The 20106-nt window shown below is 69.1% G+C and carries 16 protein-coding genes and 2 rRNA genes; 4 read left to right on the forward strand and 14 right to left on the reverse strand.

Annotation, left to right across the window (positions count from 1 at the left end):
• Window positions 1–49: 49 nt before the first annotated feature.
• Genes LIV37_RS22730 through LIV37_RS22745 form a run of 4 tightly spaced genes read right to left on the reverse strand, consistent with a single transcriptional unit; the run spans window position 50 to window position 4984 of the window.
• Window positions 50–1714, reverse strand: a complete 1665-nt coding sequence (locus LIV37_RS22730) for a bifunctional uroporphyrinogen-III C-methyltransferase/uroporphyrinogen-III synthase (protein ID WP_020869449.1) — start codon at window positions 1712–1714, stop codon at window positions 50–52.
• Window positions 1711–2700 (reverse strand): hydroxymethylbilane synthase, encoded by a 990-nt coding sequence (hemC, locus tag LIV37_RS22735; protein WP_020869450.1) that lies wholly within the window; start codon window positions 2698–2700, stop codon window positions 1711–1713. The genes LIV37_RS22730 and hemC overlap by 4 nt, the downstream gene beginning before the upstream one ends.
• Window positions 2697–4184: a glutamyl-tRNA reductase gene (locus tag LIV37_RS22740; protein WP_020869451.1), complete on the reverse strand. Its 1488-nt coding sequence runs from the start codon at window positions 4182–4184 to the stop codon at window positions 2697–2699. Before LIV37_RS22740 ends, hemC begins: the two co-directional genes overlap by 4 nt.
• Window positions 4181–4984, reverse strand: coding sequence for a redox-sensing transcriptional repressor Rex (locus LIV37_RS22745; RefSeq protein WP_121824622.1), 804 nt, complete (start codon window positions 4982–4984; stop codon window positions 4181–4183). Before LIV37_RS22745 ends, LIV37_RS22740 begins: the two co-directional genes overlap by 4 nt.
• A 352-nt stretch (window positions 4985–5336) precedes the next feature.
• On the opposite strand from LIV37_RS22745, the gene LIV37_RS22750 reads away from it, so the two are divergent.
• The 4 genes from LIV37_RS22750 (at window position 5337) to LIV37_RS22765 (ending at window position 9453) form a co-directional block, all read left to right on the forward strand.
• Complete coding sequence (locus tag LIV37_RS22750) at window positions 5337–5615, forward strand: glutaredoxin family protein (protein WP_121824621.1); 279 nt, start codon at window positions 5337–5339, stop codon at window positions 5613–5615.
• Window positions 5616–5743: 128 nt separating this feature from the next.
• Entirely contained in the window at window positions 5744–6667 is a 924-nt protein-coding gene (locus tag LIV37_RS22755; RefSeq protein ID WP_020869454.1) for an HAD family hydrolase, read from the forward strand.
• 517 nt (window positions 6668–7184) lie between these two features.
• On the forward strand, window positions 7185–7991 hold the full coding sequence (locus LIV37_RS22760) for an ECF subfamily RNA polymerase sigma factor, BldN family (RefSeq protein WP_020869455.1): 807 nt from the start codon (window positions 7185–7187) through the stop codon (window positions 7989–7991).
• Between the two features lie 217 nt (window positions 7992–8208).
• Window positions 8209–9453 carry a DUF5667 domain-containing protein gene (locus LIV37_RS22765; protein ID WP_020869456.1) on the forward strand — a complete coding sequence of 415 codons (1245 nt, stop codon included), beginning with the start codon at window positions 8209–8211 and terminating at the stop codon, window positions 9451–9453.
• Window positions 9454–9504: 51 nt separating this feature from the next.
• Here the strand turns inward: LIV37_RS22765 and LIV37_RS22770 are convergent, their stop codons facing one another.
• The 10 genes from LIV37_RS22770 to LIV37_RS22815 all read right to left on the reverse strand — a co-directional run bounded on the left by LIV37_RS22770 (window position 9505) and on the right by LIV37_RS22815 (window position 20031).
• Window positions 9505–10551 carry a lysophospholipid acyltransferase family protein gene (locus tag LIV37_RS22770; protein ID WP_020869457.1) on the reverse strand — a complete coding sequence of 349 codons (1047 nt, stop codon included), beginning with the start codon at window positions 10549–10551 and terminating at the stop codon, window positions 9505–9507.
• Between the two features lie 14 nt (window positions 10552–10565).
• Window positions 10566–11609 (reverse strand): NAD-dependent epimerase/dehydratase family protein, encoded by a 1044-nt coding sequence (locus LIV37_RS22775; RefSeq protein ID WP_020869458.1) that lies wholly within the window; start codon window positions 11607–11609, stop codon window positions 10566–10568.
• A 212-nt stretch (window positions 11610–11821) separates the two neighbouring features.
• Window positions 11822–11920, reverse strand: coding sequence for a 30S ribosomal protein bS22 (locus LIV37_RS22780; protein ID WP_003948845.1), 99 nt, complete (start codon window positions 11918–11920; stop codon window positions 11822–11824).
• 128 nt (window positions 11921–12048) lie between these two features.
• Window positions 12049–12258, reverse strand: a complete 210-nt coding sequence (locus tag LIV37_RS22785) for a helix-turn-helix domain-containing protein (protein WP_014053989.1) — start codon at window positions 12256–12258, stop codon at window positions 12049–12051.
• Between the two features lie 129 nt (window positions 12259–12387).
• Entirely contained in the window at window positions 12388–13203 is an 816-nt protein-coding gene (locus LIV37_RS22790) for a phosphatase (RefSeq protein ID WP_020869459.1), read from the reverse strand.
• A gap of 378 nt (window positions 13204–13581) precedes the next feature.
• Entirely contained in the window at window positions 13582–14754 is a 1173-nt protein-coding gene (locus LIV37_RS22795; RefSeq protein WP_121824620.1) for an acetoin utilization protein AcuC, read from the reverse strand.
• Window positions 14723–15931, reverse strand: a complete 1209-nt coding sequence (locus LIV37_RS22800) for an MFS transporter (RefSeq protein WP_121824619.1) — start codon at window positions 15929–15931, stop codon at window positions 14723–14725. Before LIV37_RS22800 ends, LIV37_RS22795 begins: the two co-directional genes overlap by 32 nt.
• A 24-nt stretch (window positions 15932–15955) precedes the next feature.
• The gene (locus LIV37_RS22805; RefSeq protein WP_020869462.1) at window positions 15956–16612 is read right to left on the reverse strand and encodes an HAD family hydrolase; all 657 of its coding nucleotides are present in this window, start codon (window positions 16610–16612) and stop codon (window positions 15956–15958) included.
• A gap of 76 nt (window positions 16613–16688) precedes the next feature.
• A 5S ribosomal RNA gene (gene rrf, locus LIV37_RS22810) occupies window positions 16689–16805 on the reverse strand.
• 104 nt (window positions 16806–16909) lie between these two features.
• A 23S ribosomal RNA gene (locus LIV37_RS22815) occupies window positions 16910–20031 on the reverse strand.
• Window positions 20032–20106: the final 75 nt, after the last annotated feature.

A 20106-nucleotide genomic window follows, 5' to 3' on the forward strand; every position in this document is an offset into this window, starting at 1 on the left:
GTGCGCAGCCGGCGCGGCCGCGTACCGGGGAAGCTGCCGTACGAGATGCTCAAGAGCGTGCCCTCCTTCGCGAACCAGGCCGTCGCTCGCTCGGGCGGGTGACCGGCTCCCCGGCCTCGATCGCGGCCTGCCGCCGCGCCGCCCCGAAGTCCGCGAGCGCCTCGGCCAGCTTGAGCACCGAGGGCTCGGGCGACAGCACATCCACCCGCAGTCCGTGCTCCTCCGCGGTCTTCGCGGTGGCCGGGCCGATACAGGCGATGACAGTGACATTGTGCGGCTTGCCCGCGATGCCGACGAGGTTCCGCACGGTGGACGACGAGGTGAAGAGCACCGCGTCGAACCCGCCGCCCTTGATGGCCTCCCGGGTCTCGGCCGGCGGCGGCGAGGCGCGCACGGTGCGGTACGCGGTCACGTCGTCGACCTCCCAGCCCAGCTCGATCAGCCCGGCGACCAGGGTCTCGGTGGCGATGTCGGCACGCGGCAGGAACACCCGGTCGATCGGGTCGAACACCGGGTCGTACGGCGGCCAGTCCTCCAGCAGCCCGGCCGCGGACTGCTCACCGCTGGGCACCAGATCCGGCTTCACCCCGAAGTCGATCAGCGACCTCGCGGTCTGCTCGCCCACCGCCGCGACCTTGATCCCGGCGAACGCGCGGGCGTCGAGCCCGTACTCCTCGAACTTCTCCCGCACCGCCTTGACCGCGTTGACCGAGGTGAAGGCGATCCACTCATAGCGCCCGGTGACCAGGCCCTTGACCGCGCGCTCCATCTGCTGCGGGGTGCGCGGCGGCTCCACGGCGATGGTCGGCACCTCACTGGGCACCGCGCCGTAGCCGCGCAGCTGATCCGAGAGCGAGGCGGCCTGCTCCTTGGTGCGCGGCACCAGGACCTTCCAGCCGAACAGCGGCTTGGACTCGAACCATGACAGCTGATCGCGCCGGCCGGCCGCGCTCTGCTCGCCGACCACGGCTATCACCGGCTGGGCGCCCTGCGGTGACGGCAGCACCTTCGCCGCCTTCAGCACCTGGGCGATGGTCCCCAGCGTCGCGGTCCAGGTCCGCTGGCGGGTGGTGGTGCCCGCGACGGTGACGGTGAGCGGGGTGTCCGGCTTGCGGCCCGCGGCCACCAGCTCACCCGCCGCGGCGGCCACCGTCTCCAGCGTCGCGGAGACCACGGCGGTCGCGTCGGACGAGCCGATCTCGCTCCAGCAGCGCTCGTCGGCGCTCAGGGCGTCCACGAAGCGCACATCCGCGCTGTGGGCGTCCCGCAGCGGCACCCCCGCGTAGGCGGGCACGCCCACCGCGGCGGCCACACCGGGCACCACCTCGAAGACGATGCCCTCGGCCGCGCAGGCGAGCATCTCGTCGGCGGCGTATCCGTCGAGGCCGGGGTCGCCCGCGACCGCGCGCACGACCCGCTTGCCGCCGCGCGCGGCCGTCATGACAAGATTGGCGCTGTCCCTGAGTACCGGGATGGTGGCGGTGCCTGACGACCCATCAGCGTCCGCCGGCTGCGGCGTGCCCTGAGCCTCCGCGGCCACGCCCGGCCTGACGTGCTGGCGCACCACGTCGAGCACTTGAGGGTCGGCGATCAACACGTCCGCGGTGGCGAGTGCCTCCACGGCGCGCAAGGTCAGCAGGCCCGGATCTCCGGGGCCCGCACCGAGGAAGGTGACGTGTCCGCAGCCGGGGTGATTCGGGGCGGTGGGGTTCAAAGTGCTCGCTCCCCCATAAGACCGGCCGCACCCTTGGCGAGCATCTCGGCGGCGAGTACGCGACCGAGGTCCGCGGCCCCACTGGGCGATGCGGGTACGGGACCGGTGGTGGACAGCTGCACCAGCGTCGTGCCGTCGAGCGTGCCGACGACGCCGCGCAGGCGCATTTCGGTGACAGCCTGACCGTCGCCCAACAGGTCGGCCAGCGCCCCCACGGGTGCGCTGCAGCCGGCCTCCAGGGCGGCGAGCAGGGATCGCTCGGCGGTCACGGCGACCCGTGTGGACGGGTCGTCGATCTCGGCGAGCCGGGCAGCGAGCGCCACGTTGGACGCGGCACACTCCACTGCCAGGGCCCCCTGGCCGGGGGCGGGCAAAACATGGTGGGCATCGAGCAGCTCGGTCGCCTCGCCGATCCGCCCCAGACGGATCAGACCGGCGGCGGCGAGCACCACGGCGTCCAGCCGTCCCGAGCGGACGTAGCCGATGCGGGTGCCGACGTTGCCGCGTATCGGCACGGTCTCGATGCCGAGGCCGAAGGAGCGGGCCCACGCGTTCAGCTGGGCCGCGCGGCGCGGGGATCCGGTGCCTATCCGGGACCCCGGCGGAAGCTGGCCGAAGGTGAGCCCGTCCCGGGCGATCAGCGCGTCGCGCGGGTCCTCGCGGCGCGGGACCGCGGCCAGCGTCAGCCCCTCCGGCTCCGCGGTGGGAAGGTCCTTCAGCGAGTGCACGGCCAGGTCGATCTCGCCCCTGAGCAGCGCCTCGCGCAGCGCCGAGACGAAGACGCCGGCGCCGCCGATCTGTGCGAGGTGCTCCCGCGAGGTGTCGCCGTACGTGGTGATCTCGACGAGCTCGACGGGGCGCCCGGTGACCTCGCGGACCAGGTCCGCGACCAGGCCGGACTGGGCCATGGCGAGCGCGCTGCGGCGGGTGCCCAGGCGCAGCGGCGGAGCGCCGCCGGAGGCGGCGGGTGAGGGGGTGGGGTTCATGCCCGGCCTCCCTTCGGATCGTTCGGTTCTGCGGTGCGGGCCGAGCCGTCGGCGCGGCTGACGGCGGCGACCGCCTGCGGATCGAGGTCGAAGAGCTCCCGCAGCGCGTCCGCGTAACCGGCGCCTCCCGGAGTGCTCGCGAGCTGCTTGACCCGCACGGTGGGCGCGTGCAGCAGCTTGTCGACGACCCGGCGCACGGTCTGCGTGATCTCGGCCCGCTGCTTGTCGTCCAGATCGGGAAGCCGCCCGTCGAGGCGGGCGATCTCACTGGCGACGACGTCCGCCGCCATGGTACGCAGCGCGACCACCGTCGGGGTGATGTGCGCGGCGCGCTGGGCCGCCCCGAAGGCGGCCACCTCCTCGGAGACGATGGCCCGCACCCTGTCCACGTCGGCGGCCATCGCCCCGGCGGACGAGCCCGGCGCGCCGGACGGCTCGGCGGCCGCCTCGGCGAGGGACTCGATGTCGACCAGGTGCAGCCCCTCGATCCGGTGCGCCGCCGCGTCTATGTCGCGCGGCATCGCCAGGTCGAGCAGCGAGACGTCCGCCGCGGCGGGGTGCGCCCCGGGCGGGCAGGCCGCGCGCTGGGCGAGCGCGGTGCGCAGCTCGGCGGCGCTCAGGACCAGCCCGGTCGCTCCCGTACAGGACACGACGATGTCGGCGTGCGGCAGCTCGGCGGAGACCCGGTCCCGGGGCACGGCGCGGGCCACCAGGCCCTCGCGCAACGTTTCCGCACCGACGGCGGCCTCGTCACCGGCAGGGGTGATCGCGGCCGGGGTGGCGGCGTGCTGCTGGGCCAGGGACTCGGCCAGGCGCAGCGCCCGCTCCAACGTCCTGTTGGCGATCACCAGTTCTGATACACCGGCGCGCGCGAGCGTCGCCGCGGCCAGCGAGGACATCGAACCGGCGCCGATCACCAGGGCACGCTTGCCCCGGGCCCACTCCGCCACCGGCGCGCCCTGGGCCAGCTGCTCCAGGCCGAAGGTGACCAGCGACTGGCCCGCCCGGTCGATCCCGGTCTCGCTGTGGGCGCGCTTGCCGACCCGCAGCGCCTGCTGGAAGAGATCGTTCAGCAGCCGCCCGGCGGTGTGCAGCTCCTGCCCCAGCGCCAGCGCGTCCTTGATCTGGCCGAGGATCTGGCCCTCGCCCACGACCATCGAGTCCAGCCCGCAGGCCACCGAGAACAGGTGGTGGACGGCCCGGTCCTCGTAGTGGACGTAGAGGTACGGGGTGAGCTCGTCAAGGCCGACGCCGGTGTGCTGGGCGAGCAGCGTGGACAGCTCGGCGACCCCGGCGTGGAACTTGTCCACGTCGGCGTAGAGCTCGATGCGGTTGCAGGTGGCCAGCACCGCGGCCTCGGTGGCGGGCTCGGCGGCGAGGGTGTCCTGCACCAGCTTCGCCTGCTCGTCCCCCACCAGGGCGGCGCGCTCCAGCACGCTCACGGGCGCGCTGCGGTGACTCAGTCCGACGACGAGGAGGCTCATGCCGGCATCACGGCGGGCACGTCCCCGTCAGGTCCTTGCCGGCCGCTGTCGGCGCCGGGGGCGCCGGAGGGCGCTCGATGGGGCGCCACGGGCGGCGGTGGAACCGCCCCCGCGGCCTCCTCGGGGGCGGCGACCTCCTCGCCCGCCTTGCGCTGCTCGTGGAAGGCGAGGATCTGCAGCTCGATCGAGAGATCGACCTTGCGCACGTCCACCCCGTCCGGAACGGACAGCACGGTGGGCGCGAAGTTGAGGATCGAGGTGATCCCGGCGGCCACAAGCCGGTCGCAGACCTGCTGGGCCGCGCCCGCCGGGGTGGCGATGACGCCGATCGAGACGCCGTTGTCCGTGATGATCTTCTCGAGCTCGTCGGTGTGCTGCACCGGGATGCCCGCTACCGGCTTACCGGCCATCGCGGGGTCGGCGTCGATCAGCGCGGCGACCCGGAAGCCTCGGGAGGCGAAGCCGCCGTAGTTGGCGAGCGCGGCGCCGAGGTTACCGATGCCGACGATCACAACCGGCCAGTCCTGGGTGAGCCCGAGCTCCCGCGAGATCTGGTAGACGAGGTACTCCACGTCGTAGCCGACACCGCGGGTGCCGTACGAACCGAGATAGGAGAAGTCCTTGCGCAGCTTGGCCGAATTGACGCCGGCCGCGGTGGCCAGCTCCTCCGAGGACACTGTGGGCACCGAACGCTCGGAGAGAGCGGTCAGCGCACGCAGATACAGCGGTAGCCGGGCGACGGTGGCCTCGGGGATCCCTCGGCTGCGGGTCGCCGGTCGGTGAGTTCGGCCAGTTGCCACGGTGCTCCTGCGGGTAGAGCGAGGCTGCGGGCGGCCGGGTGTTTCATGACCGCCCCATCGACAGCAGGCTATGTCTTTGTGAACGCGTGCACAAAGATGGTGTCCGTTTTGTCCTGGCAAAGTGACCGGTGTCACGCGCCCTATCGAGCCAGCCACGGAACCACTACCTGCGTCGCACCGTTCCCCGCGGGCTCGCTCGCCCCGCTGGGCCGCCGACGGGAGCACAGGCCCTCACTCCTCACCTTTTTACCCCCGGACAGCAACAAAACGCCCACGATCGTAATCGACCGGGAGCCCACTTCCGAACTCGTCGGCAGCGGGCCCGCTCACGCGAGCGGGCACACTTGTAGCCATGAGCCCGTTGCTGCGCCGCACCCCGCGGAAGAAGCCCACCGAGCGCACGGTCACGCTGATCGGCAAGCCCGACTGCCATCTGTGCGAGGACGCCGAGGCCGTGATCGAGGAGGTCTGCGGCGAGCTGGGCACCCCCTGGGAGAAGAAGGACATCACCCAGGACGAGGAGCTGTACCGCGCCTACTGGGAGCAGATCCCGGTGGTGCTCATCGACGGCGAGCAGCACGACTTCTGGCGGGTGAACCCCCAGCGGCTGCGCTCCGCGCTCGGCGGCTGATTCCGGCCCCCGCACCGGGCCCGTACCACCTTGCGTGCCTCCCCTTCACGCCTCCCTTTCGCCTAACCTGAATCGGCCCGACACCCGGGCTTGACGGGATGCGCCGGAGCGCTGGCTATGCTCGCCCCATGGCCGCACTGGGATGGTTCACCCGACGTCGACGACCCGCCACCGAGCGGAGCGTCCTCGCCGGAGAGGCATCGGCCGAGGCCGCGCGCAAGTCGTCGGCCGAGACCCCCGCGGCGCAGCCCCCCGCCGAACCGGAGTTCCCCGTCGTCGGGGACGAGCGGGCCGCCGCCTTCTTCGACCTGGACAACACGGTCATGCAGGGTGCCGCGCTCTTCCACTTCGGCCGCGGCCTCTACAAGCGGCACTTCTTCCGCAAGCGCGAACTCGCCCGCTTCGCCTGGCAGCAGACCTGGTTCCGGATGGCCGGGGTCGAGGATCCGGCGCACATGGAGGACGTGCGCAGCAGCGCCCTGTCCATCGTCAAGGGCCACCGGGTCTCCGAGCTGATGTCGATCGGCGAGGAGATCTACGACGAGTACATGGCGGACCGCATCTGGCCCGGCACCCGCGCCCTCGCCCAGGCCCATCTGGACGCCGGGCAGCGGGTCTGGCTGGTGACCGCCGCGCCGGTCGAGACCGCGACGATCATCGCCCGGCGGCTGGGGCTGACCGGGGCGCTGGGCACGGTGGCCGAGTCGGTCGGCGGCATCTACACCGGCCGGCTGGTCGGCGAGCCGCTGCACGGCCCGGCCAAGGCCGAGGCCGTACGGGCGCTGGCGGGGGCCGAGGGGCTGGACCTGACCCGCTGCGCGGCCTACAGCGACTCCGCCAACGACATCCCGATGCTGTCGATCGTGGGCCATCCGTACGCGGTGAATCCGGACACCCGGCTGCGCAGGCACGCCCGTGAGCACGGCTGGCGGCTGCGCGACTACCGCACCGGACGTAAAGCGGCCAAGATCGGCATCCCGGCGGCGGCCGGGGTGGGCGCGGTGGCGGGCGGCACGGCGGCCGCCGTGGCCCTGCACCGCCGGCGCCGCTGACCACCGGCGGCCAACCCTCGCCCAGGCTCCCGGTCCGGCCCCTGATCCCCCGCCTGACCTCCTACTGAGCCCTTTCCGGAGTGCCCCGTTCGGGCGGTGCTGACCGCCTGCGTACGACCGTGACCGAGGACGGTCAAGACTGACCGCCGATCGCGCTCCGTGACGACGTGCCCATCGATACACAGCGTCACCAACCGAACGCGCCCGCCCTGTTTCGGTCATTCCGCGCTTCCTACCCCACAGCGCCCCCGCCAGTCCCCTTACCGCCGCTTTGTCACAACACGCCACACAATCGCACAACCCACGAACGGTTCCGGTCAATTGGCGGTACACATTCGATACTTGATGCGTCATCAATCCATAACAGAGCGAACGGAAACGATGATTTGAACAACTGGGTGTAGTGCCGCCTGTACGAAGCGTTATTCTCCTTAGACGCAAATCGGTACCCACTCGTCCCTACGGCGGGTGACGGTCCCGTACTGCACGTGATGGAAGCTCTGCCTCTGGGAGTCCCGTGTACCCACACGTCGGGGTTGACGCCTCGGGCCTGGCTACGCTGCGCGCAACGGTCCTCGACTGTCTGCGCGGCTTCGTCCCCACCGCGTATGCCGTCCCCGCCCTCGCCACCCCACAGCCCGTCAGTCCAGCCGTCGGCACGGTCGACCGCCCCGGCCAGGCCGGTCCGTGCTACGCCCTGGCGGACGGCGGCGCCGCGGTCGGCAGACGCTCCCGCGGCTCCACCCCCACCGCCCGGCGCCCCGGCACCGACAGCGACAGCCGCCGCATGATGGACCTCGTCGAGCGCGCCCAGTCCGGAGAGGCCGAGGCGTTCGGCAGGCTCTACGACCAGTACGCCGACACGGTCTACCGCTACATCTACTACCGCGTGGGAGGCAAGGCCACAGCCGAGGACCTCACCAGCGAGACGTTCCTGCGCGCCCTGCGCCGCATCGGCACCTTCACCTGGCAGGGCCGCGACTTCGGCGCCTGGCTGGTGACCATCGCCCGCAACCTCGTCGCCGACCACTTCAAATCCAGCCGCTTCCGGCTGGAGGTCACCACCGGCGAGATGCTCGACGCCAACGAGGTCGAGCGCAGCCCCGAGGACTCCGTCCTCGAATCACTGTCCAACGCCGCCCTGCTGCAGGCGGTGCGAAAACTCAACCCGCAGCAGCAGGAGTGCGTGACGCTCCGCTTCCTCCAGGGCCTCTCGGTCGCCGAGACCGCCCGGGTCATGGGGAAGAACGAGGGTGCGATCAAAACGCTTCAGTACCGGGCCGTACGCACCCTGGCCCGGCTCCTCCCGGACGACGCCCGCTGACCGTCCGTAGCCTCCCGGCCACGGTCCGTCCGCCAGTGGGGAGGGCCTCCGGGCAGGGCGTAACCCGGGTGCTGCGCCGCTCGTTGTGGGGGATGCAGGCGCCTTGTGGTCGTAACCTGCTCGTGATCCACTCACTCGATCGGGTGGATGCGCGCATGGCACGGAACCCTCGGGTGTCCTGGGGAGTCGACCGTCACGACGAGAGGAGGTGCCGCCTGTGATCGCGAACGTATCGGCACACCGGCGGGCGAACGCCTTCGCCAAGGCCCTGGAGGCCCTGGAGGCCCTGGAGAGCAACCACCAGGCCGCCCGGGACGAGACGCCGCAGCAACAGCCAGGTTCCCCACCGGCGGAGAGCGCCGAGCGGAGACGGCTGCTGGCCCTGGCGAGCGGGCTGGGCGAGCTGCCGGCGCCGACATTGGACCCGGAGGTCCGCGCCACCCAGCGGGCGCAGCTGCTCGCCGCCATGGAGGCGGCCTTCGCCGAGGGGGCGCCGCGCGTGCCCGAGCAGCGCCGCCGCCCCAGTGGCGCCCACCGGGCCAAACCCCCGGTGGCAAGATTCCGCCCCCGTTCCCGCTGGTCCAAGGGGCTCGCGGCCGGGGGGCTCACGGTCGGCGTGGCGGCGGGCGCGTTCGGCGGCGTCGCCGCGGCCAGCTCGAACGCGCTGCCGGGCGACACCCTCTACGGGTTCAAGCGCGGAATGGAAGACCTCAAGCTCGAGATGGCGGACGGCGACGCCGACCGGGGCCGGATCTATCTGGACCAGGCCTCCACCCGGATGAGCGAGGCGCGCCGCCTGATGGAGCGGACCCGCACCGGCGATCTGGACCATGACTCGCTGGGCGAGATCCGCCGGGTCCTGGCCGGGATGCGCCATGACGCCTCCGAGGGCCACCGGCTGCTGCACCAGGTCTATGAGCGCGACGGCTCGCTCGGCCCGATCCAGCAGCTGTCCACCTTCTCCCAGGCCCACCGCGACGGCTGGAGCCGACTGTGCGAGCAGCTGCCGGTCCAGCTCATGGACGTCGGCGACGAGGTGAGCTCGGTCTTCGACGCCATAGACCAAGAGGTCGGTCCGCTGCGGGCGTTGCTGCCCACGAAGAAGGAGCAGCAGGCCCAGTCCGGCCCGCAGACCGGCCACCCGCCGCAGCGCGCGGGCGGGATGGACCCGGACGACCGCACGGCATCCGCCTCGGCCACCCCGAGCGGCAGCCGCACCGACGAGAAGACGGCCCCCGGCCCGCATCCGTCGTCCTCGGCGAGCACCCACAGCCAGAGCGGCGGCCTGGTGGGCGGAGCCGGCGACCTGCTGGAGCCGCCGCTCGGCGGCGGATCGAGCCCCAGCCCGTCCACGGGCAAGGGCGACCCGGGCGGCAAGCCGTCCCAGCCGGACATCACCATCCCCCCGCTGCTCCCGGACCTGCTGCCGGGCCTGAGCATCGACGGCGACGACACGAGGTGAAAAGGCCCTGGGGGTGGTGTACGGCGCACACCACCCCCAGGGACCAAGCGGTCAGAAGAACACCGACCGCCGCTGGACGAGCAGCTTATAAAGCGTGTGCTGGATCGTTTCTCGTACCTGGTCGGTCAGGTTGAACATCAGCATCGGGTCGTCCGCCGCCTCCGGCGGATGCCCGTCGGTGGGGATGGGCTCGCCGAACTGGATGGTCCACTTCGTCGGCAGCGGCACCGCGCCCAGCGGCCCGAGCAGCGGGAAGGTCGGCGTGATCGGGAAGTACGGAATGCCGAGCAGCCGGGCCAGGGTCCTCGCGTTCCCCACCATCGGGTAGATCTCCTCCGCGCCCACGATCGAGCACGGCACGATCGGCGCCCCCGCGCGCAGCGCCGTCGACACGAAGCCGCCCCGGCCGAAGCGCTGCAGCTTGTACCGCTCCGAGAACGGCTTGCCGATCCCCTTGAAGCCCTCCGGCATCACCCCGACCACCTCGCCGCGCTCCAGCAGCAGCTGGGCGTCCTCGGCGCAGGCGAGGGTGTGCCCGGCCTTGCGGGCCAGCTCGTTGATGACCGGCAGCACGAAGACCAGATCGGCCGCGAGCAGCCGCAGATGGCGCTTGACCGGGTGGTTGTCGTGCACGGCGACCTGGAGCATCAGCCCGTCCAGCGGCAGTACCCCGGAGTGGTTGGCGACGACGAGCGCGCCGCCGCTGTCGGGGATGTTCTCGATCCCCTTCACCTCGACCCGGAAGTACTTGTCGGACAGCGGGCGGAGCAGGGACATCAGCACCTGCTCGGTCAGATCGTGGTCGTAGCCGAAGTCGTCGACCTCGTAGTCCCCGGTGATCCGGCGGCGCAGAAAGCTCAGCCCGTGGGCCAGCTTGCGCTCCCAGTCGCCGCTGCCCGGGGCGGGCTTGGGCGGGCCGGGCGGCAGGGGCGGTACGGCCGCGGCCGCCGTCTGGGGGCGCTGTTCGAGCGCCTCGTCGCGCTGCTGCGGTACGGGCTTGAGCGAGCCCTGGGAGCGGCCGCCGCGGCCCAGCCGGGGGACCTTCTTCCGGGACGACCGGGGTTCCTCACCGAACGGAATGACCTTGGCGTCCGCCATGGTGGTTGCGCTCCTTAAGGCTGGGCGCCGGCGGGCAGCAGCGCGGCGAGCCGGTCGATGGTACGGGCGAGGGCCTCGGGCGGGAGCAGCCCGGGACCGCGGCTGTGCGCATAGTCCGCGAGGGCGCCGGCGGTGGTGTGCTCGGGTTCGAATCCCAGGGTCTCGCGCATCTGGGTGGTGGCCACGACCCGGCCGTGGGTGAGCAGCCGGACCTGCTCCGGCGAGAAGTCGGTGATGCCGAGGGACCGCAGCGCGGTGCGGGCCCAGCGCAGGGTGGGCAGCAGCAGCGGCAGGGTCGGGCGGCCGAGCCGCCGGGCGGCCTGGGAGAGCAGCAGCACCCCGTCTCCGGCGATGTTGAACGTGCCGCTGTTGAGCGTGGACCGGCGCGGCTCGGAGGCCGCGATCCGCAGCACCTCGATGGCGTCCTTCTCATGGACGAACTGGAGCCGCGGGTCGTAGCCGATGACGGTGGGCAGCACCGGCAGCGCGAAGTACTCGGCGAGCGGGGAGTCCGCGCACGGCCCCAGGATGTTGGCGAAGCGCAGCACGCACACCGCGACATCGGGGCGGCGCCGGGCGAAGCCGCGGACATATCCCTCGACCTCGACGGTGTCCTTGGCGAAGCCGCCGCTGGGGAGGGATTTGGGCGGGGTGGTCTCGCTGAAGACGGCGGGGTCGCGGGGCGCGGAGCCGTACACATTGGTGCTGGACTTCACCACCAGCCGCTGCACCGACGGGGCCTTCTGGCAGGCGCCGAGCAGCTGCATGGTGCCGATGACATTGGTCTCCTTGACCGAGGCGCGATTGCCGCGCGCGCCCAGCGGAGTGCCGTTGATATCCATGTGGACGACGGTGTGGACACCGTATTCGGCGAGCAGTTTCCCGATCGTGGGATGACGGATATCGGCCCGGACGAAGTCGGCGCCGCCGAGGTGGTGTTCGGGCGGTACGGCGTCCACCCCGATCACCCGCTCCACATCGGGTTCGCGCTGTATACGCCGGACGAAACGGCCTCCCAGCCGACGAGCGACACCGGTGACGAGCACGACCTTTCCCAAGATCAGCGCCTTCCTTCCCGCCCTCGTCCGAGCTGGGCTGTGCCGAACACCGTAACCGCTCGATCTTGCGCTGTGATGACCACTCGCCGCGCGGTGCGACGTTTTAAGCCGGGGCCAAAGGGGCGAACGTGGCTTCAGGCCGGTGCCACCCACGCACCGCAGCCCTCCCACCGGTGGTGGAAGGGCTGCGGGACGAACACAGCGTCGCTTGCTTACTTCTTGTTGCGACGCTGGACGCGCGTGCGCTTGAGCAGCTTGCGGTGCTTCTTCTTGGCCATCCGCTTGCGCCGCTTCTTGATAACAGAGCCCACGACTACCCTCGCTCACTTCGATTCACTCGGTGCGGGGCGTCCGAGCCCACACGACCTACATCGGGCCAGCCTACCCGGCGCCGAGCGAACCACGTAATCCGAGGGTCCTCCCCGGGCCCGGAAACGGCCTAGGCGGACTCCACCCCCACATACGATTCGCGGAGGTATTCATGAACCGCTTGCTCTGGGACCCGGAAAGACCTGCCCACCCGGATCGCCGGCAGATGACCACTGTGCACCAAGCGGTACACGGTCATCTTGGACACTCGCATCACCGAGGCGACTTCCGCCACGGTCAGAAACTGAACCTCGTTCAGAGGCCGTTCGCCAGCAGCCATGACAACACCTGAACCTTCCGCACATGTCGGGCACCGGCTTCCCCTCCGGTGACTCCTGGTCGCATGCGCGCTCCACCCCAGGTTAGGGGCGGGTGATGCAAGTGGGGAAGAGGAGTAGCGATCGGACGCCTACTGTGACAGACACGCTCGATTGAGTACATAGCGAGTAATCGGCCGGTAGTAACCAGACCGCACACCGTCATCAAGCGGAACGGCGACGGACACCCGCCCCTCGGCCTCCCCGACGAACAGCGCGGGGTCGTCCGTGTCCCCTGGCCCGATGGCCTCAAAGCCCAGCTGACCTGCTCCGCAGACCCATCCGTGGTCCCCGATGACAAGGCCCGGCAGAGGCCCGCCGGACGCCGCGGCACGGCCGAGGGCGACCCGAACCGGGAGCGGCGAATGGCTGTGGGCGCCCGGCTCACTCGCGGTCCGGCGAGCGCCGGGCGCCCGCACCATCGCGACACCTCGTACGTAGGTGAGCCGGTGAGTACGTACGCCGAATCGCGTCGTTATGTCGATACATCTACCCTGCGCGGGAGTGAGGACACGGCAGCCCGCCGCCGAGAGCGCCGACGCCAACGCGGCGTAGAAGCCGAGGAGACGGTGCGGATGGCCGGTGCCGAGGAGCACTGGGAGCCGGTCCCGGGCGGCCCCGCGCAGCCGATCCGCGAAGGCGTCCAGCGCGGCGATCGTCAGCTCCGGATCGATCACATCCGGCCCCGAAACATTGGCCGGATCGATCGAAACTCCGCATTTCTCGCCCATCAGGCCGAGCAATTCCATAAAGGACCAGTCGTGTTCGGGCTCCAACCCGAGCAGCACCCGGGGGTCCCGGGCCGCGAAGAGCCGATAGCGGCGCAGGCTCTCCTCCCGGCTCGTGGACACGGGCCCGGCGAGCCGCGCCGCCAGCAGATGCGCGCGCAGCGCCGCGGTACTCAACACACCACCGATGCTGGCGGACCCACCCCCTCGGCCGCCCGGATACGCGAACAGACCCCACGGTTGGCGTAACGGCCGCTACGAGGTGTCCGGCGGACCAGGGTCTTCCAGCCCCTCCAGGGGGCACCTCCCAGGGGTAGCTGGGGGAGATTGAGGAGCGGGGTCCGGGGCGGAGCCCCGTCTTCCAACCCCTCCGGCGCTCGAGGAGCGGGGCCTGGGGCGGAGCCCGGTCTTCCAGCCCCTCCGGCGCTTGAGGAGCGGGGCCTGGGGCGGAGCCCCAGTTGCGGGAAGGGGCGGGTAGGGGAAAGCAGCCCGCCGCAGGCATCACGATCCGCCGAACGCCCCTGGGCCGCAGCCGGTACACGGGCCGTGCTACGGGCTTTACGGCAGCAGCCCGTGGTGCGGGAAGACCGCCCGGCGCGTCGCCAGGATCGCCTGGTCCAGCCGGTCCGCGGGGTCGTACCCGGCCTCGTGGAAGTCCCGCCAGTCCGGCTCCCGCCCGTCCGTCATCCGCCGCGGCGCGTCCATCCGGGTCCGCCGGTACACCTCCTGGCGCCACTCCTCCGGCACCGGCGTGGTGGCCTCCACCGGCCGCCCGGCCGCGATCGCGACCAGATGCGTCCAGGACCGCGGCACCACGTCCACCACCGCGTAGCCGCCGCCCCCGAGCGCCACCCAGCGCCCGTCCGCGTGCTCGTGCGCCAGCCGGTGACAGCTCTCGGCGACCGCCCGCTGTGCGTCGACGGTCACCGCCAAGTGGGCCAGCGGGTCCTCGACATGGGTGTCCGCGCCGTGCTGGGTCACCAGCGCCTGGGGGCGGAACGCCGCAAGCAGCTCCGGGACCACCGCGTGGAAGGCCCGCAGCCAGCCCGCGTCCGAGGTCCCGGCCGGCAGCGCCAGATTGACCGCCGAGCCCTCGGCGCCCTCCCCGCCCGCCTCCTCCGGCCAGCCGGTCTGCGGGAACAGTGTCCGGGGGTGCTCGTGCAGCGAGATCGTCAGCACCCGCGGATCGTCCCAGAAGGCCGCCTGCACCCCGTCCCCGTGGTGGACGTCCACATCCACGTACGCGACCCGCTCCGCCCCCAGCTCCAGCAGCCGCGCGATCGCCAGCGCCGCGTCGTTGTAGATGCAGAACCCGGACGCGCCCCGGGGCATGGCGTGGTGCAGCCCGCCCGCGAAGTTCACCGCGTGCAGCGCCTCCCCGCGCCATACGTCCTCGGCCGCGCCCACCGACTGCCCGGCGATCAGCGCGGACGCCTCGTGCATCCCCGCGAAGGCCGGATCGTCGATCGTCCCGAGACCGTAGGAGCCGTCCGCCGCCTCCGGGGCGGCCGAGGCGCGGCGTACCGCCTCGATGTACTCCTGCCCGTGGACCAGGCGGAGGGTCGACTCCCCGGCCGGCTTGGCGGCCACCACCCGGACCGCCCGGTCCAGCCCGTACGCCTGCACCAACCGCATGGTCAGCGCCAACCGCACCGGGTCCATCGGATGCCCGGCGCCGAAGTCGTATCCGGTTACTTCCTCATCCCACATCAACTGTGCGCGGCCGCTCATGCCCGTCACCGTATCCGGCTGGTACAGGGCTGAACGACCTCGCGTACCGGATCGTCATCAGCACGAGCGCCATCGGCACCAGCATCGCCGCACGGTAGTTCCACGCCCCGCCGAGCGCGCCGACGAGCGGGGAGCCTATGAGGAAGCCCACGTAGTTGAAGATGTTGAGGCGCGCGACGGCGGCGTCGGAGGCCCCGGGGAAGAGCCGCCCCGCGGCCGCGAAGGTCTGCGGCACCAGTACGCACAACCCGAGCCCCAGCAGCGTGAACCCGGCCATCCCCACCCACGCCCCGGGCGCCGCCGCGACCACCGCGAAGCCGCCGCCGGCGAGCAGCGCCCCGGCCCGGACCACGGCGACCGCGCCGAAGCGCCGCACCCCGAGGTCGCCGAAGGAGCGGCCGAGCAGCGTGGTGACCATATAGACGTTGTACGGGACCGTGGCCAGCTGCTCGGAGCTGTGCAGCACGTCCTCCAGATACTTGGCGCTCCAGTTGGAGACGGTGGAGTCGCCGATGTAGGCGAAGGCCATGACGAGACAGAGCGGCAGCAGTACGCGCATGCTCGCGGTGGCCTCGCCCCGCACCACTTCGCTCGGCTCGGCGCCCTGGTGATCGACGTACCAGCGGCTGGCGACCAGCGCGACGGGCACGAGCGTGGCCACCAGCGGCGCGTAGAGCGTGGGCAGCGGCAGATCCCAGTGCGCCCCCGCCCAGGCGAGCGAGGCCCCGGCGATCCCGCCCAGGCTGTACGCGCCGTGGAAGCCGAGCATGATGCTGCGCCCGTACGCGCGCTGGAGGCTCACCCCGAGCATGTTCATCGACGCGTCGAGCGCACCGACCGTCAGCCCGAACACCGCGAGCGCCACGGCGAGCTGCCACACCGCCGTCCCCGATCCCGCGGACAGCAGGGCGAGGGAGACGATGGGCTGCACCACGCGGAGGACCAGCCCCGGACGCATCCGCTTGACGAGATGCTCGGTGGCGACACTGCCCACCCCGGCGAGGATCGGCACGGCGGCCAGGAAGAGGGGCAGCAGCCCATCGGATATCCCGTACCGGTCCTGGAGCGCGGGTATGCGCGTCACCAGCAGAGCGAAGATCGCGCCCTGGACGAAGAAGCTGATGGCCAATGAGGCCCGGCCCTGCCGGAGCCGGCGGCTCGGACGCGAATCCGTCATGGGCGTGGAGCGTACGGCCCCGGGCTACCTGTGGGTAGAGGTGAGCAGCCCTCGCAGTTCGGCCATCTCCACGAAGAGGCCCCGGGCCGCGGAGAGTTTGGCGGCGGGTGTCATGGCCGTGTAGCCGTACACATCCATCCCGGCGGCCAGGGCGGCCTGGACCCCGAGCGGGCTGTCCTCGACGACGGCACAGCGCTCGGGCGCCACGCGCATGCACTCGGCCGCGTGCAGGAACAGATCCGGGGCGGGCTTGCCCCGGCCCACGTCCTCGGAGCTGAAGATGTGGTCCTCACCGAAGAGGTCGTACAGCCCGGTCGTACGGAGGGCGACGCGGATGCGCTCATGGCTTCCGGAGGAGGCGACGCAGTACGGCACGCCGTCGGCCCGCAGCTTCTCCAGCACCTCGGCCACACCGGTCACCGGCCGCAGCTCGCGGCGGAAGGCGTCGAAGACCCGGCCGTGGAAGGTGGTGTCGAAGTCCGGCGGAAGCCGACGGCCCGAGCGCTCGAGGACCAGGTCGTGGATGCGATGCATGGCGGAGCCCATGTAGTCGCGTATGGAGTCCTCGTAACTGGTGGGGTGCCCCAACTCGGTGAGGTAGGCGGCGAGAAGCCGGTTGGAGATGGGCTCGCTGTCGACGAGCACTCCGTCGTTGTCGAAGATGACCAGGTCATAGCGCATATGGCCAGCCTACAAACAGAAATGAGAAAAGCCCGGTCAAGAGCCGAAGCTCCCAACCGGGCTTTTCATAAAATTTGTTCGGCGGCGTCCTACTCTCCCACAGGGTCCCCCCTGCAGTACCATCGGCGCTGAAAGGCTTAGCTTCCGGGTTCGGAATGTAACCGGGCGTTTCCCTAACGCAATGACCACCGAAACACTATGAAACACACCACCGGACCCACCCACACCCAAAAACATAGAAGTATGGGGGTCGGACGGTTCGTTGCTTCAGAACCAACACAGTGGACGCGAGCACCTGAGGACAAGCCCTCGGCCTATTAGTACCAGTCAACTCCACCGGTCACCCGGCTTCCATATCTGGCCTATCAACCCAGTCGTCTACTGGGAGCCTTAACCCATCAAGTGGGTGGGAGCCCTCATCTCGAAGCAGGCTTCCCGCTTAGATGCTTTCAGCGGTTATCCCTCCCGAACGTAGCCAACCAGCCATGCCCTTGGCAGAACAACTGGCACACCAGAGGTTCGTCCGTCCCGGTCCTCTCGTACTAGGGACAGCCCTTCTCAAGACTCCTACGCGCACAGCGGATAGGGACCGAACTGTCTCACGACGTTCTAAACCCAGCTCGCGTACCGCTTTAATGGGCGAACAGCCCAACCCTTGGGACCGACTCCAGCCCCAGGATGCGACGAGCCGACATCGAGGTGCCAAACCATCCCGTCGATATGGACTCTTGGGGAAGATCAGCCTGTTATCCCCGGGGTACCTTTTATCCGTTGAGCGACGGCGCTTCCACAAGCCACCGCCGGATCACTAGTCCCGACTTTCGTCCCTGCTCGACCCGTCGGTCTCACAGTCAAGCTCCCTTGTGCACTTACACTCAACACCTGATTGCCAACCAGGCTGAGGGAACCTTTGGGCGCCTCCGTTACCCTTTAGGAGGCAACCGCCCCAGTTAAACTACCCACCAGACACTGTCCCTGATCCGGATCACGGACCCAGGTTAGACATCCAGCACGACCAGAGTGGTATTTCAACAATGACTCCCCCCGAACTGGCGTCCAGAGTTCACAGTCTCCCACCTATCCTACACAAGCCGAACCGAACACCAATATCAAGCTATAGTAAAGGTCCCGGGGTCTTTCCGTCCTGCTGCGCGAAACGAGCATCTTTACTCGTAATGCAATTTCACCGGGCCTATGGTTGAGACAGTCGAGAAGTCGTTACGCCATTCGTGCAGGTCGGAACTTACCCGACAAGGAATTTCGCTACCTTAGGATGGTTATAGTTACCACCGCCGTTTACTGGCGCTTAAGTTCTCAGCCTCGCCGACCCGAAAGTCGACTAACCGGTCCCCTTAACGTTCCAGCACCGGGCAGGCGTCAGTCCGTATACATCGCCTTACGGCTTCGCACGGACCTGTGTTTTTAGTAAACAGTCGCTTCTCGCTGGTCTCTGCGGCCACCACCAGCTCAAGGAGAAAATCCCATCACCAGCAATGGCCCCCCTTCTCCCGAAGTTACGGGGGCATTTTGCCGAGTTCCTTAACCATAGTTCACCCGAACGCCTCGGTATTCTCTACCTGACCACCTGAGTCGGTTTAGGGTACGGGCCGCCATGAAACTCGCTAGAGGCTTTTCTCGACAGCATAGGATCATCCACTTCACCACAATCGGCTCGGCATCAGGTCTCACCCACATGAGAGACGGATTTACCTACCCCTCGGGCTACACCCTTACCCCGGGACAACCACCGCCCGGGCTGGACTACCTTCCTGCGTCACCCCATCACTTACCTACTACCACCTTGGATCAGCGGCTCCACCACTCCCCTCAACTCCGAAGAGATCAGGGCGGCTTCACGGCCTTAGCATCAGAGGATTCGATACTGGGCGTTTCAAAGCGGGTACCGGAATATCAACCGGTTGTCCATCGACTACGCCTGTCGGCCTCGCCTTAGGTCCCGACTTACCCTGGGCAGATCAGCTTGACCCAGGAACCCTTAGTCAATCGGCGCACACGTTTCCCACGTGTGTATCGCTACTCATGCCTGCATTCTCACTCGTGAACCATCCACAACTCGCTTACACGGCTGCTTCACCCGGCACACGACGCTCCCCTACCCATCACAGCCCCCGTTAGGGGTGCATGCTGCAATGACACGACTTCGGCGGTACGCTTGAGCCCCGCTACATTGTCGGCGCGGAATCACTTGACCAGTGAGCTATTACGCACTCTTTCAAGGATGGCTGCTTCTAAGCCAACCTCCTGGTTGTCTCTGCGACTCCACATCCTTTCCCACTTAGCGTACGCTTAGGGGCCTTAGTCGATGCTCTGGGCTGTTTCCCTCTCGACCATGGAGCTTATCCCCCACAGTCTCACTGCCGCGCTCTCACTTACCGGCATTCGGAGTTTGGCTAAGGTCAGTAACCCGGTAGGGCCCATCGCCTATCCAGTGCTCTACCTCCGGCAAGAAACACACGACGCTGCACCTAAATGCATTTCGGGGAGAACCAGCTATCACGGAGTTTGATTGGCCTTTCACCCCTAACCACAGGTCATCCCCCAGGTTTTCAACCCTGGTGGGTTCGGTCCTCCACGAAGTCTTACCTCCGCTTCAACCTGCCCATGGCTAGATCACTCCGCTTCGGGTCTTGAGCGCGCTACTGAATCGCCCTATTCGGACTCGCTTTCGCTACGGCTCCCCCACACGGGTTAACCTCGCAACACACCGCAAACTCGCAGGCTCATTCTTCAAAAGGCACGCAGTCACGACCGTGCTCCGAAGAACACGGCGACGCTCCCACGGCTTGTAGGCACACGGTTTCAGGTACTATTTCACTCCGCTCCCGCGGTACTTTTCACCATTCCCTCACGGTACTATCCGCTATCGGTCACCAGGGAATATTTAGGCTTAGCGGGTGGTCCCGCCAGATTCACACGGGATTTCTCGGGCCCCGTGCTACTTGGGTATCGCACAAGCAAGTTGCTGACATTTCAGCTACGGGGGTCTTACCCTCTACGCCGGGCCTTTCGCATGCCCTTCGCCTACATCAACAATTTCTGACTCACCCAGCCGCCGGCAGACGACTGAAGTACGAACCCACAACCCCGTACGCGCAACCCCTGCCGGGTATCACACACATACGGTTTAGCCTCATCCAGTTTCGCTCGCCACTACTCCCGGAATCACGGTTGTTTTCTCTTCCTGCGGGTACTGAGATGTTTCACTTCCCCGCGTTCCCTCCACATACCCTATGTGTTCAGGTATGGGTGACAGCCCATGACGACTGCCGGGTTTCCCCATTCGGACACCCCCGGATCAAAGCTCGGTTGACAGCTCCCCGGGGCCTATCGCGGCCTCCCACGTCCTTCATCGGTTCCTGGTGCCAAGGCATCCACCGTGCGCCCTTAAAAACTTGGCCACAGATGCTCGCGTCCACTGTGCAGTTCTCAAACAACGACCCGTACCCCGTCACCCACACCCTTGGCGTGGTACA

It is taken from the genome of Streptomyces rapamycinicus NRRL 5491 (assembly GCF_024298965.1).
Taxonomy (GTDB): Bacteria; Actinomycetota; Actinomycetes; order Streptomycetales; family Streptomycetaceae; genus Streptomyces; species Streptomyces rapamycinicus.

Excerpts from the sequence above, each read along its gene's own strand:
- hemC (WP_020869450.1), bottom strand. The coding sequence starts at position 2,700 with ATGAACCCCACCCCCTCACCCGCCGCCTCCGGCGGCGCTCCGCCGCTG.
- LIV37_RS22740 (WP_020869451.1), bottom strand. The coding sequence starts at position 4,184 with ATGAGCCTCCTCGTCGTCGGACTGAGTCACCGCAGCGCGCCCGTGAGC.
- LIV37_RS22750 (WP_121824621.1), top strand. The coding sequence starts at position 5,337 with ATGAGCCCGTTGCTGCGCCGCACCCCGCGGAAGAAGCCCACCGAGCGC.
- LIV37_RS22755 (WP_020869454.1), top strand. The coding sequence starts at position 5,744 with ATGGCCGCACTGGGATGGTTCACCCGACGTCGACGACCCGCCACCGAG.
- LIV37_RS22770 (WP_020869457.1), bottom strand. The coding sequence starts at position 10,551 with ATGGCGGACGCCAAGGTCATTCCGTTCGGTGAGGAACCCCGGTCGTCC.
- LIV37_RS22785 (WP_014053989.1), bottom strand. The coding sequence starts at position 12,258 with ATGGCTGCTGGCGAACGGCCTCTGAACGAGGTTCAGTTTCTGACCGTG.
- LIV37_RS22795 (WP_121824620.1), bottom strand. The coding sequence starts at position 14,754 with ATGAGCGGCCGCGCACAGTTGATGTGGGATGAGGAAGTAACCGGATAC.
- LIV37_RS22800 (WP_121824619.1), bottom strand. The coding sequence starts at position 15,931 with ATGACGGATTCGCGTCCGAGCCGCCGGCTCCGGCAGGGCCGGGCCTCA.
- LIV37_RS22805 (WP_020869462.1), bottom strand. The coding sequence starts at position 16,612 with ATGCGCTATGACCTGGTCATCTTCGACAACGACGGAGTGCTCGTCGAC.